The 15,448-nt window shown below is 69.5% G+C and carries 11 protein-coding genes; 3 read left to right on the top strand and 8 right to left on the bottom strand.

Going from position 1 to position 15,448, the window contains the following annotated elements:
- The coding region (locus tag AC1DU6_RS01920; protein WP_477855953.1) for a DUF1272 domain-containing protein at positions 1–217 on the top strand (217 nt) is incomplete at its 5' end.
- Positions 218–807: 590 nt separating this feature from the next.
- On the opposite strand, the gene AC1DU6_RS01915 is transcribed toward AC1DU6_RS01920, so the two are convergent.
- The 5 genes from AC1DU6_RS01915 to AC1DU6_RS01895 form a co-directional block, all read right to left on the bottom strand.
- Positions 808–1,908: an S-(hydroxymethyl)glutathione dehydrogenase/class III alcohol dehydrogenase gene (locus AC1DU6_RS01915; protein ID WP_477855954.1), complete on the bottom strand. Its 1,101-nt coding sequence runs from the start codon at positions 1,906–1,908 to the stop codon at positions 808–810.
- Positions 1,909–1,910: 2 nt separating this feature from the next.
- Positions 1,911–4,037 (bottom strand): FUSC family protein, encoded by a 2,127-nt coding sequence (locus AC1DU6_RS01910; RefSeq protein WP_477855952.1) that lies wholly within the window; start codon positions 4,035–4,037, stop codon positions 1,911–1,913.
- Entirely contained in the window at positions 4,034–6,397 is a 2,364-nt protein-coding gene (locus tag AC1DU6_RS01905; RefSeq protein ID WP_477855951.1) for a tetratricopeptide repeat protein, read from the bottom strand. The genes AC1DU6_RS01910 and AC1DU6_RS01905 overlap by 4 nt, the downstream gene beginning before the upstream one ends.
- 84 nt (positions 6,398–6,481) lie before the next feature.
- Positions 6,482–7,441, bottom strand: coding sequence for a Bug family tripartite tricarboxylate transporter substrate binding protein (locus tag AC1DU6_RS01900; RefSeq protein ID WP_477855950.1), 960 nt, complete (start codon positions 7,439–7,441; stop codon positions 6,482–6,484).
- Between the two features lie 26 nt (positions 7,442–7,467).
- Positions 7,468–7,971, bottom strand: a complete 504-nt coding sequence (locus tag AC1DU6_RS01895; RefSeq protein ID WP_457447084.1) for a MarR family winged helix-turn-helix transcriptional regulator — start codon at positions 7,969–7,971, stop codon at positions 7,468–7,470.
- A gap of 64 nt (positions 7,972–8,035) precedes the next feature.
- On the opposite strand from AC1DU6_RS01895, the gene AC1DU6_RS01890 reads away from it, so the two are divergent.
- Positions 8,036–9,259: a flavin-dependent oxidoreductase gene (locus AC1DU6_RS01890; protein ID WP_477855949.1), complete on the top strand. Its 1,224-nt coding sequence runs from the start codon at positions 8,036–8,038 to the stop codon at positions 9,257–9,259.
- A 33-nt stretch (positions 9,260–9,292) separates the two neighbouring features.
- A complete protein-coding gene (locus tag AC1DU6_RS01885; protein ID WP_477855948.1) occupies positions 9,293–11,206 on the top strand; it encodes a hypothetical protein in 1,914 nt (637 codons plus the stop codon).
- A gap of 150 nt (positions 11,207–11,356) precedes the next feature.
- On the opposite strand, the gene AC1DU6_RS01880 is transcribed toward AC1DU6_RS01885, so the two are convergent.
- The 3 genes from AC1DU6_RS01880 to AC1DU6_RS01870 are packed head-to-tail and all read right to left on the bottom strand — an operon-like array spanning position 11,357 to position 15,307.
- Positions 11,357–13,126, bottom strand: a complete 1,770-nt coding sequence (locus AC1DU6_RS01880; RefSeq protein ID WP_477855947.1) for a DUF885 domain-containing protein — start codon at positions 13,124–13,126, stop codon at positions 11,357–11,359.
- Complete coding sequence (gshB, locus tag AC1DU6_RS01875; protein ID WP_457320181.1) at positions 13,123–14,070, bottom strand: glutathione synthase; 948 nt, start codon at positions 14,068–14,070, stop codon at positions 13,123–13,125. Before gshB ends, AC1DU6_RS01880 begins: the two co-directional genes overlap by 4 nt.
- A gap of 58 nt (positions 14,071–14,128) precedes the next feature.
- Positions 14,129–15,307 (bottom strand): benzoate/H(+) symporter BenE family transporter, encoded by a 1,179-nt coding sequence (locus AC1DU6_RS01870; protein ID WP_457320180.1) that lies wholly within the window; start codon positions 15,305–15,307, stop codon positions 14,129–14,131.
- Between the last annotated feature and the right edge of the window lie 141 nt (positions 15,308–15,448).

Below are 15,448 nucleotides of genomic sequence, written 5' to 3'. Positions count from 1 at the left end.
CTGTGCGGGCTGTGCGGAAGGCCTGCTCGGCAATGTCTGCCCCAACTGCGGCGGCGGGTTTGTGCCGCGGCCGGTGAGGCCAGCGCGAAACTGGAAGGGCGGGAACTATCTTGGGGACTATCCGGCGAGGACGGTGCCGAAGTTGAGGCTGGTGGATTTGGAGGCGCATGCGGCGTTGGTGGAGTCGCTGCAAGGGTTGCCGCCGGAGGAGCGGTAGGACGCTTTTGCGAAGCGCGCCACTGATCGATGCATTGCCGGGAGTCCGTCCCGGCGGCCGGGTGACTTTCTTCTGCGGAGCCAGAAGAAAGTCACCAAAGAAGAGGCGCTGAACCGCACTCGAGCACCACGCTGCCAAGAGCGGCGCGCGAAAACGCTCGGTGGATTGCGCGTAGACGCGACCCGCTGCGCTCTCGCCCACCACTTGTCACGAGCCGGATTCATCGCACCAGCATCCCGTTCGACGCGCGGCTGCACGCCGGGCTCATCAAAACAGCCCAATGCAGCGTCGCTCGGGCGACGCGGCTGTTCCGTATTTCCTGATGAGCCCGGCGTGCAGCCGGCGTTAAGCGGCTTGAAGGGGCGATGGATGGCGCTCGGCACAAGTGGTGGGCGAGAGCGCAGCGGCTCGCTTCGGCGTGCGGCCCAGTTCGAGCAACGCGAGCGCCTCATCCCACTCGAGTGCGGATTGCATTGAGCGCTCCTCTTTTGGTGACTTTTCTCTGGCGCGTCAGAGAAAAGTTACCCGCCCTGCCGGGGCGGACTCCCGGCTCACTGCACCGAGTCATGAGGTACTGGGCAAAGGCCTCCTCAAAACTCCACCACCGAGCGAATGCTCTCTCCTCTTCGCATCAACTCAAACCCCTCGTTGATCCTCTCCAGCGGCAGCTTGTGCGTGATCAGCTCATCGATCCTTACTTTGCCTTCCATGTACCAGTCGACGATCTTGGGCACATCCGTCCGCCCCCGCGCACCACCAAACGCCGAGCCTTCCCACTTCCGCCCCGTCACCAACTGGAACGGCCGCGTTGAAATCTCAGCGCCAGCAGGTGCCACGCCGATGATGATGCTGCGCCCCCAACCCTTGTGCGTGCATTCCAGCGCCTGGCGCATCAGCTGCACATTGCCCACGCATTCAAAGGAATAGTCGGCACCGCCATCGGTCAGCTGCACGACGTGGTCCACGACGTTCCCAACGTCCTTCGGATTCACGAAGTCCGTCATGCCGAACTGCCGCGCCATCGCCTCGCGCGCCGGGTTGATGTCCACGCCGATGATCTTGCCGGCGCCCACCATCTTGGCGCCCTGGATGACGTTCAGGCCGATGCCGCCGAGGCCGAAGACCACCACGTTGGCGCCCGCCTCCACCTTGGCCGTGAACAGCACGGCACCCACGCCGGTCGTCACGCCGCAGCCGATGTAGCAGACCTTGTCGAACGGCGCATCGGGCCGGATCTTGGCCAGCGCAATGCCGGGCACGACGATGTGGTTCGCGAACGTGCTGGTGCCCATGTAGTGGAAGATGGGCTCGCCGTTCAGCGAGAAGCGCGACGTGCCGTTGGGCATCAGCCCCTTGCCCTGCGTCGAGCGGATGGCCTGGCAGAGATTGGTCTTGCGGCTCAGGCAGAACTTGCACTCGCGGCATTCGGGCGTGTACAGAGGAATGACATGGTCGCCGGCTTTGAGCCAGGGCACCTTGCTCTCCAGCACGACGCCCGCGCCCTCGTGGCCGAGCACGGCCGGGAACAGGCCTTCGGGGTCAGCGCCCGACAGCGTGAAGTCATCGGTGTGGCAGATGCCGGTGGCCTTGACCTCGACAAGCACCTCGCCGTCGCGCGGGCCTTCCAGGTCCAGGGTTTCGATGCTCAGCGGTTGGCCGGCCTTCCAGGCGACGGCGGCGCGGGTCTGGATGCTCATTTCGGTTCTCCTGCAGGGGTTTGAAGTCGGGTCAGTGCGGCGACGAATTCGCGCGCTTCAAGGCGGCACAGCCTGAGCCGGCGCAGCAGCCAGGGCGTCAGGTCCTGCTGGCCGAGATGCTCGGGCCAGGCGCCCGCGTCTCCATCGGGCGTCTCCGCCGGGTCGGTGCCCGTCATGGGCTCGCCCTTGAGCACATCCACGCAGGCTTTGCGCGCCAGCGGCAGTGCGGTCTCGGCCTTGGCGGCGTCCAGCCGGGCCGTGCGACGCTGCACCTGGTGCTGCACGGCGCCGAGCAGTGCCATCAGCCGATAACCATGGCTCAAGGCCGACTCGATCTCGGCCTCGGGCAGGCGCACGCGCTCCGGCTCGACACGCGTGCGCTGGGCGGCCGCGGCAAGAGCGGCCAACGCCGCGTACGCCTGCTGGCGCGACAGKCGCTGGGCGGTCTGCTCTTCGGCGCTGGGCATCCAGCGCAGCATGTTGGCCGAATGCCGTGCCAGCGCACCGCGCAACTGCGCCCCCAACCTCGGCACCGCGGCGCGCTCCCATGACGGCAGCACGAAGCTGAACAGCCATGCCAGGCCCGCGCCGATGACGGTGTCGGCCAGGCGTTCGTCGATGAAGGGGTCGCTGCCGGGCGCCAGCATCAGCGGCTGCAGCAGGGCCATCAACGTCGCGGCCGTCGCGGCGACACGGTAGCGGCGATTCACATAGGCGTGGGCCGTGCCGACGGCGGCGATGAAGCACAKGCTCAGCAACGGCGTCCAGCTCACATGGGCCAGCAGCAGCACCAGCAGGCAGCCCTGCACGGTGCCGATGATCCGTTCGTTGCGGCGCGACAGCGTCTGCTCCAGGTTGCCGCGCAGCACGACGGCCACACTGAGCATCAACCAGAAGGGGTGAGCCGCCCAGGGCAGGGCCGCACCCAGCGCATAGGCGAACGACAGCGCCAGCGCCGAGCGCAGCGCATGGCGCATGACGCCGGATTGCAGGTTCAGATGAGGTTTCAGCGCCGCCAGCGGCCAGCCCTCGGGCGACACGAAGGGCGCGAGGCGCTCGGGTGTCCAGGGGCTGTCGGGGTTGTCCGCGGCAGCCTGGCGGGCCACCATGGCGCTGACGTCGTCCAGCATGTGGCCGACGCGCGACGCCAGCGCGGACGCGAGATGGGTGCGCGAGTCGCCAGCCGGCGCGCTGACATCGGCAAGCCGCGCCGCCAACTGCGCCCGCCAGGCGTCGGCCGACACCTCGGGCAGCGGTGCGCCATAGGCCACGGTGTCGGCCAGGGCTGCGAGCACGTCGGCGAGGTGGCGCAGCGCGTCGGCCAGCGCGGCGCGCCACTGGCGGCCTGGGAAGTCCTGGCCCAGCAGCTCCGTGTCCAGCCGGCTGGCCAGCAGCAGGTCGCGCAGCTCGATGAGGCCAAGCACGAGGTCGGTCTGGCGGCGGCTGCGCGGTGAGCGCCGTGCGGCAAAAACCTGGTCGCGCGCGGCCTGCAATGCATCGGCGAGCAGCACATCATCGGCAATGGAGGCACGGATGTTCGCCTCGGCGCCGCCCACCGCGCCGGCAATGCGCTGGGCACGCGAACGCAGCCGCTTCTCGGTGGCGCGCAGTGCCGTAGCCAGTGCCAACTCGCGCAGCCGGTGGCGCAGCACGACCGCGCTGCCGCGCGCCCAGCCGGCATAAACGCAGCCGCCCAGGCCCACCCAGAGCGCGTGCTCCAGCGGCGACGTGGCGCCGGCCGTGCGGTCCCAGGCCATCGCGAAGACCATGGCCAGCACCGGTGCAAACGACAGCGGCCCGGCACGCAGGCCCCAGGCCAGGGCCATCAACGACAGGAAGGTGACGACGGCGATCAGGGCGACGGTCAACGCGAGCGAGTGGTCCGTCAGTCCGACCAGYAGCGTCACGAGCGCCGCGGCGGCCGCTGCCGGCAACACGCGCGGCAGCACGCGCTGGGGTGGGTTGGGCAGATCGGTCAGGCTAGCGCAGACGGCGCCCCCCACGGCCGCCAGGCCCGCCGTCTCGCCGAACAGCGCGCCGACCGCGAGATGCGTGGCGGCCACGCCCAGGGCCACGCTGAGGCCGTTCAGATGGGCCGCCTCCAGGCGCTTGATGAATCTCACTTGACGAACAGCTCCATGACACGGCGCTCGCTGGCCGGCAGCTCATGCACCGAGAACCAGCCCGACTTCTCGGGCCGGTAGACGTATTGCGGCGGCGCGTTGCCGGCGATGCGCTGCTTCAGCGGCGCGAGAGTCACCTGCGCCGCCTCGCCCTGCCCCAGGGCCTGCAGTGCGGCGGCTTCGACGATGAGGGCCAAGTCGCTCCAAGGCCCGAGCCGCAGGGCTTCGCCAGCATCGCGGCGCGCAGCGGTCGGGTCGCCATCGACGAGGGCCAGCCAGCTCTTCAGCGCCAATGTGTCGGGGTCGGCGGGGTCCAAGATCAGCGCTTCCTTGATCTGGGCTCGCGCCGCCTCCTTACGGCCGGCGCGCAGCAGGTCCAGCGCGTAATCGCGGCGCAGCGGCACGAGGCCGGTGCGCAGCCGCAACACAGCCTCGTACTGCTTGAAGGCGTCATCCCAGCGACTGCCCAGCGCCAGCGTGGCGGCACGGCCCCACAGCGCCTCAGGCTGGTCGCCCTGGTAGGCCAGCACGGCCTCATAGGCCGCCAGCGCCCGCGGCACATCGCCGAGGCGCCGGTAGTAGTCGCCCAGCGCGAGGTCGACGCGGAAGCGGTCCTCGCCCTTCAGCGCCTCGACATCGCGCCCCAGGCCAGGCACAACCTCGGCAGCCAGTGGGCGGCCGCCATGCCAGAGGGCGTCGGCGACACCCGCGCGCAGCGCACCGCTGCGCGGATGAGCGGCCAGGGCGCGGGCCGCCAGTTCAGCAACGGCGGCGCCATCACCCTCGATGGCCAGCGCATTGAGCTGGGCCGTCAGCGCCCGCTCGTCGGTCGGCGCGAGCTTGAGCGCACGGGCAAACAGCGGCTTGGCCTCGGCCAGCTTGCCGTCCTCCAGCTTCTGGTTGCCGGCATTGACCAGGGCCACAGGCAGACTGGCGCGCGTGTCGCGCTGGGCGTAGAAGCGCCGGATCGCGGCACGCAAGGCGGGGTCCATCTCGGCGAGGCGCTCGCGCACGATCTCGCGGCCGTCATAGGCATCGCGCCGGGGCGAGGCCTCGGCGTTGGCACCCTCGGCGAAGTATTCCCACACCGAGCCGCCGGCATACCGTGACAGGAAGCCCTTGCGTGTCCTGGTGTCACGCGACTTGGCCTGCTGGTAGAGGGTCTCGATGCTGCGCGCCTGGTCTGCCGTCAGCACGCCATGGACCTGGTGGGTCAGCTCGTGCAGCACGGTGTTGTAGCGATCGAAGATGCTGCGCTCGACGTCTTCGATGCCGGTGACGGTGAAGTGCCCGCCCATGCCGCGTACGTCGTCCCAGAGGCGCGAGTCGTAGTCGATGCGCGCATCCTTGAGCGCATGGGCCTGCGGCGTCTCGGACAGGCGCATCCACATCGGCTTGATGAAGTGGGTGGCGCCGCCTTCCACCAGCACCGGGATGAAGGCCTTCCACGGCGCGACGGACAGTGCCACACGCTTCTGGTGGCGCGGCGACAGCTCTTTCCAGTTCAGTACATAGCGCTCGATGCCCGGCACGGTGGGCATGGGCAGGGCCTTGAAGCGGCGCTCGTAGTCGGCGCGGTGCACATCAATGGCAAAGCGCTGCGACTCCAGCGCCTTGGCCGCGATGGCATGAGCCCGGCCGAGCTGCGGGCAACGCTCCAGCACGGCGAGGCTGATGAGCAGCGCCGTGTCGAAGTCGCCCTTTTCGAAGGCATCCGAGGCACGCCTCACGTCGGCCATCAGCGGTGCAAAGCCGTCGCCCAGGCGAGCAGCGAGCTGGCTGTAGTTCTCGCGCACATAGCCGTTGCCGAGCAGGTAGTGGGCAGCCTCATGGTGGCGATTGATCGACACGGCGCCCTCGGCCGCGGCAATGGCGTCTTCGGTGCGGCCCAGGCGGATCAGCGTGTCGGCCAGCGCCGCCAGGCCGTCGGCGGTGCGTTCGGCGGCGATGCCGGCTTCGAGCTTTTGCAGCGAGGCATCGAACTCACGCAGCTGATAGTGGCGCTGGCCGAGGCCGCGCAGGGCCTGCGCCTTGTCGACGGGCCGCGTTGCCCGCTCAAGGGCTTTCTCGAAACACTGCCTGGCGCGCTCGAAATCGCGCCGGTCCAGGGCCAGGCGGCCGGCGGCAAGCAGGTCGATGGCATCGGCCTGGCGGTCACGCAGCACGCCTTGCGTGCGGCGGTCGATGGCAGCACCGTCATCACGGGCGAACAGCCATTGGTAGATGACGACGCGCTCGGCGGCATCGGGTTGCCTGGCGCGCAGCAATGCGTCGACATCGGCGCGCGCCGCGGCGTATTGCTGTTCGGTCAGCAGCGTCTGCAGCCGCGCGGCGTCGGTCGCCGCGTGGGCCGCATTCAAGGTCAGGCAAACGGCGAGGCAAGCAGCGAGGCCAACAGCCAGTCGACGCCAGGGCATTCAGGCTCCATGAGTGGAGCGCCGATGCTAATCGTCCGACGAGAACCCCGAAGCCTTGACGACCGGCCCCCAGTACTCGCGTTCGGCGGCCAGGCGCTTGGCGTAGTCTGCCGGCAGCAGTGACAGCGGCTCGAAGCCCAGCTTGGCCAGGGCCTCGATGACGCCGGGCTCGCGCACCGCGGCGCGGGCCACCTCAGCCAGCTTGTCGACCGTCGCCTGCGGCGTCTTGGCCGGCAGGAAGAGACCGTAGGTCTCGACGCCAACGATGCCCTTGAAGCCCTGCTCCTCAAAGGTGGGCACATCGGGCACGAAGCGCGAGCGGGCCTTGTCGGTCACGCCGAGCAGGCGCACGCGGCCGGAGGCGAGGTGGGGCAGGAAGTCGCCGATGGAGAAGCAGCCCGCGGCGATCTGGCCACCCATCAGGTCCTGCATGCCGGGCGCCGCGCCACGGTAGGGCGCGTGCGTGAGCTTGAGGCCGGCCGCGTGCTCGAACTGGTTGCCGAGGAAGTGGGGCATGGCACCCGCTGCGGGCGAGGCGTAGGCGGCCTTGTCGGGGTTGGCCTTCAGCCAGTCGGCCAGTTGCGCCAGTGTCTTGACGGTGGCCGGCACCTGGGGCCCGACGCCGAAGCCGCAGGTCGACAGGGCCAGCGGCGAGACCGGGATGACGTCGGTCGCCGGGTTGTAGGCCAGCTTGCGGTAGGCATGCGGGTAGACGGTGAACATGGACGAAGGGCCGAGCAGCATCGTCAGGCCGTCGGGGGCCGCGTCCTTCAACGCGCCAATGGCGATGCGGCCACCGGCGCCCACCTTCTGCTCGACGAGGATGGTCTCGGCCAGCTTGCCGCGGCCGAATTCGGCGAAGCGGCGGGCCGTCGTGTCCACCGAGCCGCCGGCCGGGAAGCCGACGAGGATGCGCGGCGGCTGGCCTTGCGCGCGCGCAGCGAGCGGCAAGGCCGCGAAGGAAAGCATCAGGTGGCGTCGTTGCATCATTTCTCTTGTCTCCGGTCGTGTTGTCAGTTGATAGGCGCTGCAGTGGCAACGCGGGCGAGGCGCTCCAGGGCCGTTTGCAGTGCAGGCCCCTGGTCGCCCAGGGCCCGGACCAGTGCACGGTCATGCTCGGCGACGGCGGCTTCCAGCTTGGCCAGCAGTCTTTTGCCGGCCGGCGTCAGATGCAGGCCCCAGCTGCGCGCGTCGTCGGGCGCGTCGCGGCGCTCGACCCAGCCCTGGGCGGTGAGCCAGTCGGTCAGGCGCAGTGCGCCGCTGCGGTGCAGGCCCATGGCCTGGCCGAGCAGCCCCTGGCGCAGGCCGGGGTTGCGTGCGATCAGCACCAGGGCGGCAAAGCGTGGCGGGCTGATGTCCCACTCGGCGGTGGCGCGGTAGAAGTCCAGGTAGAGCGCGTTCTGCGCGCGCCGCAGCGCATAGCCCAGCAAGCCGTCCAGCAGGCCGTAATCCAGCCCGGGAACAGGCAACATCGGGCCTTCGGGAGGAATGGCGCTGGGGCCGTCGGGCGTGCTCACCAATCCAGCTTAGTTTTTGTTGCTCACTGCAACTATCTCGCTTACCCTGAGTTAACCTGAGCTCATGAAGATCCTGATCGCAGGCGGTGGCATCGGCGGGCTGACGGCCGCGCTGGCCCTGCACGCACGCGGCCACGCCGTGACGGTGCTGGAGTCGGTGCGGGAACCTAAACCGCTGGGCGTGGGCATCAATCTGCTGCCGCATGCGGTCGCCGTGCTGGACGAATTGGGCCTGCTGCCGGCGCTGCGCGGCATGGCCGTCGAGACCTCGGCCCTCGTCTTCGCCAACAAGCACGGCCAGGCCATCTACCGCGACCCGCGCGGCCTGGAGGGCGGCTACAGCCATCCGCAGTTCAGCATCCATCGCGGTGAGCTGCAGATGCGGCTCTGGGCCGAAGCCTCGGCCAAGGTCACGGTGCTCGACGGCCAGCGCGTCGTCAACGTGCGCGATGAAGGCGACCGCGCCATTGCCGAGGTCGCAACCGTGGACGGCCCGCGCGAGCAGGCGGCCGATCTCGTCATTGGCGCCGACGGCATCCACTCCGCCCTGCGCCGACGCCTCGCACCCGACGAAGGTGCGCCCTGTTGGCGCGGCGTCATGATGTGGCGTGGCACGACCTGGGCACCGCCCTTCCTGGACGGCCGCACCATGGTGCAGGCCGGCCACAGCCAGGCCAAGTTCGTCGTCTACCCGATTGGCGCACCGCGGGCCGACGGGCTGCAGCTCATCAACTGGATCGCCGACCGCCGCGTGCAGGAGCCCACGCCCGGCCTGACCGCCCCCGACCGCGCCGACTGGAGCCGCGTCGGCAATCTCGACGACCTGCTGCCCACCTTTGGTCACTGGCACTTCGACTGGCTGGACGTGCCTGGCCTCATCAGCCGCGCCGAGCAGATGCTGGAATGGCCCATGGTGGATCGCGATCCGCTGCCACGCTGGCAGCTCGGCCGCTCGACGCTGCTGGGTGACGCAGCCCACCCGATGGTGCCGATCGGCTCCAACGGCGCGACCCAGGCCATCATGGATGCCAAGGCGCTGGCCGAGGCCCTGAGCGCGCACGCCGACCTCGACACGGCACTGGCCGCCTACGAGGACGAACGGCGGCCGATGTGCGCCCGCATCGTCGAGATGAACCGCCGCGAAGGGCTGGACGCCATCCTCGACCGCGTGGAGGCCCTGGCACCGGAGGGCTTCGCCCGGCTGGCGGACGTCATCGACCCCGCCGAGGTGGCGGCCGAGATCAATGCGTACAAGGCGGCTGCGGGGCATCGCACACGCGCCCCTTGATCACCGCCGGGGCCGCGAGGATCATCGCGCCCCATGCCTTCACCCAAGCTCGGCCGCTCCGTTCCACCCCACGAACGCCATCCGGTCGCCTGGTACCAACCCAGCGTGCTGTGGACTGCCGCCAACCAGGTGCTGTCGTCACTGGACCAGCTGCGCAACCGCGACGGCCGCGAGGCCCAGCCGCAACCGCTGGTGGTCATCGACCGCAGCCAGCCCGAGGCCGACGGTACGTTCTGGTTTGATTTCATCGCCGACACCGGTGACGGCGGCAACGCCAGCTATGCGGTGGCGAGCGCCGCGCTGGCGCCCGAGCTGGCGCTCGACGGCGAGACCCTGCAGACACTCCCAAGAGGCCAGCTGCTGCTCTTCGGTGGCGACCTCGCCTACCCGGCCGCCAGCACCGAGGACTACCGCTACCGCTTCGTCGAGATGTTCGAGGCGGTGCGCAACGACTTCGCCGACACCCTGGTGCGCGGCCGGCGGCTGACGCTGGCGGCCGTGCCGCAGAACCACGACTGGATGGACTCGGCCTCGACCTTCAGCCGCTACTTCGTGCGTGGCTACGACTCGGCACCGCTGCTGGGCGCCGACATCCCGCAGCGCCAGTCCTACTTTTGCGTCAAGCTGCCCGGCGGCTGGTGGGCCCTGGCCCTGGACTTTGCACTGACGCGCGACATCGATCGCGACCAGTACGAGCAGTTCGAGACCCTGGCCATCGGCGGCCATGGCAAGCCGGCCGTCATCGGCCCGGACGACAAGGTCATCCTCATCTACCCCGAGCCCTACTGGACACGGCCCATCGGCGACGGCGCCGACGAGAGCCATCCCAAGCGCTACCAGCGCCTGGAAGGCCTGCTGCGCGGCCGCATTCGGCTGCGCCTCGCCGGCGATCTGCACCACTACATGCGTTGGGACTCCCAAGATCTGGCCCGAGACGGCCGCCTCGTCACCTGCGGCTGCGGCGGCGCATTCACCCACCCGACGCACACCAGGGCGACCACACGGCCCGTGCGGCTGCAGGCCTTCGACACCGAGGACTGCATCCCGCCCGAGCCACGCACCGAGACGCCGGCCCTCAAGGTCGGCCTGACGGGCCGGCGCGCCCGGGGTGTGCATTTCGAGCGCAAGGAAGTCACCGTCTACCCGGCGGCCGAAGCGTCGCAGGGGCGGGGCTGGCGCAATCTGTTCGCCTTCCTGCCGCGTCGGGAGGGCGGCAACGGCAACGTGGGCTTTGCGCTGCTGCTGGGCGCGCTGTACTGGTTCAACGCCTACCTGAACTCCAGCCCCTTCTCCTGGTCGTTCCGGGCCGATGGTTTCCAGCCGCTGTGGGCCTACGGGCCGGGCGACTACCTGGCCGTGCTGGCGCTATGGCTCAAGGCGATGGTGTTCAGCCCGCTGGGCTTTCTGATCAACGGGCTGATGGCCTTTGGCTGCATGACCATGGGCCGCGAGGCCGTGGACGAGCTGTCACCTGACGACGGTCGCACCAAGCGCTGGGCCGTCACCTGGGGCATGGGTGCCGTGCATGCGGGCGTGCACGTGCTGGCCGTGTTCAGCCTGGAGTTTTTCATGCACCAGGCCGTCAGCCTGTGGGCGGGCCTGGGCAGCCGCGACCAGTGGCTGGGGCTGATCCTGCATTCGCTGCTGGTCGGCGTGGGCGTGTTCATCGGCGGCGCCGTGCTGGGCTCGGCGCTGTTTGGCGGCTATCTGGCGCTGATGTGCCGGCTGGGCCTGCTGACCAACAACGCCTATTCGGCGCTGGACGGACAGGACCACAAGGGCTTTTTGCGCTTTCGTATCACGCCGGACGGCAGCATGCAGGCCTTCTTCATTGCCATCGACCGGGTGCCGCGGCGCTGGCGGCGTGCGGGCACGCCGGGGCCGGTCTGGCGCAACGACGACCCCGCGGCGACGGCGCCGCGGGTGCACGATCAGTTCACGGTGTAAGCGTCCCGACTGACCGCGAGCCRAGCGCTGGGCCGCTCCCGAGCYGGMTCGCGGGCGATGTGCTTGCGGCYCAACGCCGCAAGCATCGCCGTCCCCTCGGGGGACCGACCAGGCTTGCCGCGTTCAGCGGAGCAAGCCTGGGCGAGGGGCTCAAAGCATCTCCGCCGCGATCAACCGCACCGGCGCATTGCCATAGCTCAGGAACTGCTCATGGAAGGCCTTGAGGTTGAAGCCTGGCTTGGCTTTCAACGCCTCACGCAGCGCAAAGATTTCGCTGTAGCCGCTGAAATAGCTGGTCAGCTGCACCGAGCTCAGTTGCACGCGGCGCCACTTTTCCTTGGCCTCGCGTTCGGTCTGGAACGCCTGGCGCGTCAGCAGGTCCAGCGCGTCGGCCTCGCTCATGCCGAGCACGTGCACGCTGTAGTCGAGCACGGTGTTGGTGACCGAGCGCAGATGCCATTTGCCGTACATCAGCGTCATTTCGGGCGAGGCGCCGTAGCCGCTCTCGATCATCATGCGCTCGCCGTAGACGGCCCAGCCTTCCACCATCGCACCGTTGCCGAACAGGGCTTTGACCTTGCTCGGCGCGCGGTTGGCGTGCACGAGCTGGGTGTAGTGGCCGGGGATGGCCTCGTGGATGTTGAGGATCTGCAGGATCCAGTGGTTGTATTCGCGCAGTGAACTCTCGGCCTGCTCGGGCGTCAGGTCGTCCAGCGGCGTGACGTTGTAATAGGTGCGGTCCTGGGGCCGGTAGGCGCCGGGCGCCTCGATGCTGGCGCCGGCCACGCCGCGCTGGTATTCGGGCGTCTCGCGCACAGCCAGGGGTTTGCTGGCGTCCTGGCTCAGCAGGTCGTGCTCGCGCACCCAGGCCTCGAGCTGCGGGATCTGCGCGCGGATCTCGTCGACGAAGCGCTCGCGGGCGACGTGGCGTTCACTGAGCTTGGCGATAACGCGGCCGATCAGTGCAAAGCGGTCGGTGGGCGGCGCCTCGCTGCCGATGACGCTCGGCCACAGCGCGGCCGCCTGAGTCTGCATGCTGGCCAACACCTCCTCGCGGCGTTGCTGGGCCAGCTCATAGGTTTCGCGGGCTGTGCGGGCCGACTGGATGTCGTGGGCGAACTTGGGCTCGTACAGCGTCGCGCCGAGGCGGAAGGGCCGCCGTGCCGTAGGCAGCAGTTGCTTCAGATGGCCCACATAGCTGCTCACCGCGGCGCGGGCCTGGTTCAACGGCGCTTTGAAGGCCACGGCCTGGCCCGCTTCGGCCGCACGCTTGGCAATGTCGTCGAGCACGCTGAGCACGCCCGGTGCCTGCTGGATGGCCAGCTCAGTGTGCTCGCGCGTGGCGCCGGCCAGGCTGGTTCGCGCCGCGCGGTAGTAGGCGGGCAGTGCTGCGATGCGCGGCTTCAGCGCCGCCAGGCGGGCGGCCAGCGGGGCGTAGTCGGTGTTGAGCAGCAGGTCCAGGGGCGCCGCGGGGTTGTGCTCGRCAGGGTTCCAGGACCATTCGCGCAGCGTGTCCAGTCGCCAGAGGTCGCTCTGGATCTTGGCCACAAGCAGGGCGCGGTCCATGCGCTGGCTGGTGTTCAACGGACCTTCGGATTGCTGCTCGAACCTAGCCAGCCATTGCTGGTGGAAGGCGCGCAGGCGCTCGCGCTGGGCATTGCTCGGCAGCGTCACGCGCGACGCGAACTCAAAGCGACCCGCCGCGACCGCCGCATCGGGGTCTTCGCGCCACAGCGCTTCGAGAAAGGCTTCGGTCAGCTTGTCGAAGCCGGCGTCCTGCGCCAGCGCCGGCAGTGAGAAGGCGCTCAATCCCAAGGCGGTGAACTCGCGGCGCGTCACCGCGGCGCTCGGCCGCCCGGAGGCGCGGTGCGCCCCCTCGGGGGGCAGCTCGTGCAACGAGCGTGGGGGCTGATAGGTCATGCCATGGCCTCTTCCAACGCATCGACGAACATCTTGGCCACGTCGAAGCCGCTTTGGTCCGTGATCTCCTGGAAGCAGGTCGGGCTGGTCACGTTGATCTCGGTGACGTTCTCGCCGATGACGTCCAGGCCCACCAGCAGCAGGCCGCGTGCGGCCAGGATGGGGCCGAGGTATTCGGCGATCTCGCGGTCGCGAGCGGTCAGCGGGCGGGCCACGCCCTTGCCGCCGGCGGCCAGGTTGCCGCGCACCTCGTTGCCCTGCGGGATGCGCGCCAGGCAATGCGGCACCGGCTTGCCTCCAATGATGAGGATGCGCTTGTCGCCCTCCGTGATGGCCGGGATGAAGCGCTGCACCATCACCGTCTGCGTGCCGTCCTTGTTCAGCGTCTCGATGATGCTGCCAAGGTTCAGGCCATCTTCCTTGACGCGGAAGATGCCCATGCCGCCCATGCCGTCCAGGGGCTTCAAGATGATGTCGCGCTGCTCGGCATGGAAGGCGCGGATCTCGGCCGGGTCGCGCGTGACGAGCGTCGGCGAGATGAACTGCGGGAACTCGAGGATGGCCAGCTTCTCGGGGTGCTCGCGCAGGGCGCTGGCCCGGTTGAAGACGCGGGCGCCCTCTCGCTCGGCCTGGCTGAGCAGGTGGGTGGCGTAGAAGAACTCGCTGTCAAAGGGCGGGTCCTTGCGCATCAGCACGGCATCGACGTCGGCCAGCGCGACATCACCGGTCGACGTGACGGTGTACCAGGCATCGGCATCGCCCGTCAGCGCGATCTCCAGCGCGCCGCGCGCCGTGACGCGGCCGCCGCGCAGCCAGACGAGCTGGCTGGCCTCGCAGGCGACGATGCTGTGGCCGCGCCGGGCGGCCTCGCGCATCATGGCGAAGGTGGAGTCCTTGTAGGTCTTGAAGGTGTCGAGGGGGTCGGCAACGAAGAGCAGCTTCATGATCGAGGGGGCCTGTGCAATCCGGCCAGTGTTGCACAGGGCCGCCCGCCTCGCCCACCTAAGGCCGAGTGCGGCGGAAGGTCGCGGCGAGCGTCGCGATGCCGCCCGCCACCACACCCCAGAAGGCCGCGCCGATGCCGAAGACACTGATGCCGGACAGGCAGACCAGGAAGGTCAGGATGGCCGCGTCGCGGTGGGCCTCGTCCTTCAGCGAGGTGGCGAGCGCGCCGGCGATGGTGCCCAGCAGAGCCAGGCCGGCGATGGCCGCGACGAGTTCGCGCGGAAAGGCGGCCAGCAGCATGGCGACGGCGCCGCCCGCCAGGCCGACGGTCACATAGAAAAAGCCGGCGGCAATGGCGGCGGTGTAACGCCGCGCCGGGTCTTCATGCGCCTCGCGGCCCATGCAGATGGCGGCCGTGATGGCGGCCAGGTTGAAGGCATAGCCGCCAAAGGGCGCCAGCAGCGTCGTCGCCGCGCCGGTCACGGCGATGGAAGCGGACACCGGCGTCGCATAGCCACTGGCCCGCTGAGCGGCGACGCCGGGCAGGTTCTGCGAGGCCATGGTGACGATGAACAGCGGCAGGGCCACGCCGATGGCGGCATGCCAGGTGAACTCGGGCGCGGTCCAGACCGGCATGACGAAGATCTGGCCCGTGTCGATGCCGAGGAAGCTGAGCCGGCCCTGGACCAGGGCGACGATGACGCCGGCGATCAGCACGCCGGGCACGGCATAGCGCGGCCACAGGCGCCGCCCCAGCAGATAGGCGGCGGCCATCGCCAGGACGAGCTCCGGCGCGGTCTTGGCGCTGGTCACCGCGTCCAGGCCGAAACGGGCCAGCACGCCGGCCAGCAGCGCCGAGGCGACGGCCACGGGGATGCGGTCCATCAGCCTCTCGAACCAGCCACTGGCGCCGGCCCAGGCAATGAGCAGGCCGCAGACGATGAAGGCGCCGACCGCCTCGGGCATGTCCAGGCCCGAAGTGGACGCGAGCAGGGCCGCGCCCGGCGTGGACCATGCCGTCAGCACCGGTTGGCGGGTCCACAAGCTCAAGGCGATGCTGGTGACGCCCATGCCCAGGCCCAGGGCCCACAGCCAGGAGGCGGTCTGGGCCTGCGTGGCGCCCAGTGCCACGGTGGCCTGGAAGATGATGGCCACCGAGCTGGTGTAGCCCACCAGCACCGCAACGAAGCCGGCAACAACGGTCGAGGGCGAAAAGTCTTGCAGCAAGCGTGTCATGCGGCCAGCATAAGTTGAGCCCCTCGGCCAGGCTCGCGCCGCTGGACGCGGGCGCGCCTGACCGGTCCCCCGCGGGGACGAGGCCGCCCGCGGCATCGAGCCGCGTGCAGCCACAGGCGGGCCGGCTTGGGGCGGCCCGGC

It is taken from the genome of Roseateles sp. P5_B10, from assembly GCF_056400485.1.
The sequence above is the reverse complement of the archived record's forward strand: the minus strand, read 5'-3'. Positions and strand labels throughout refer to the sequence as shown.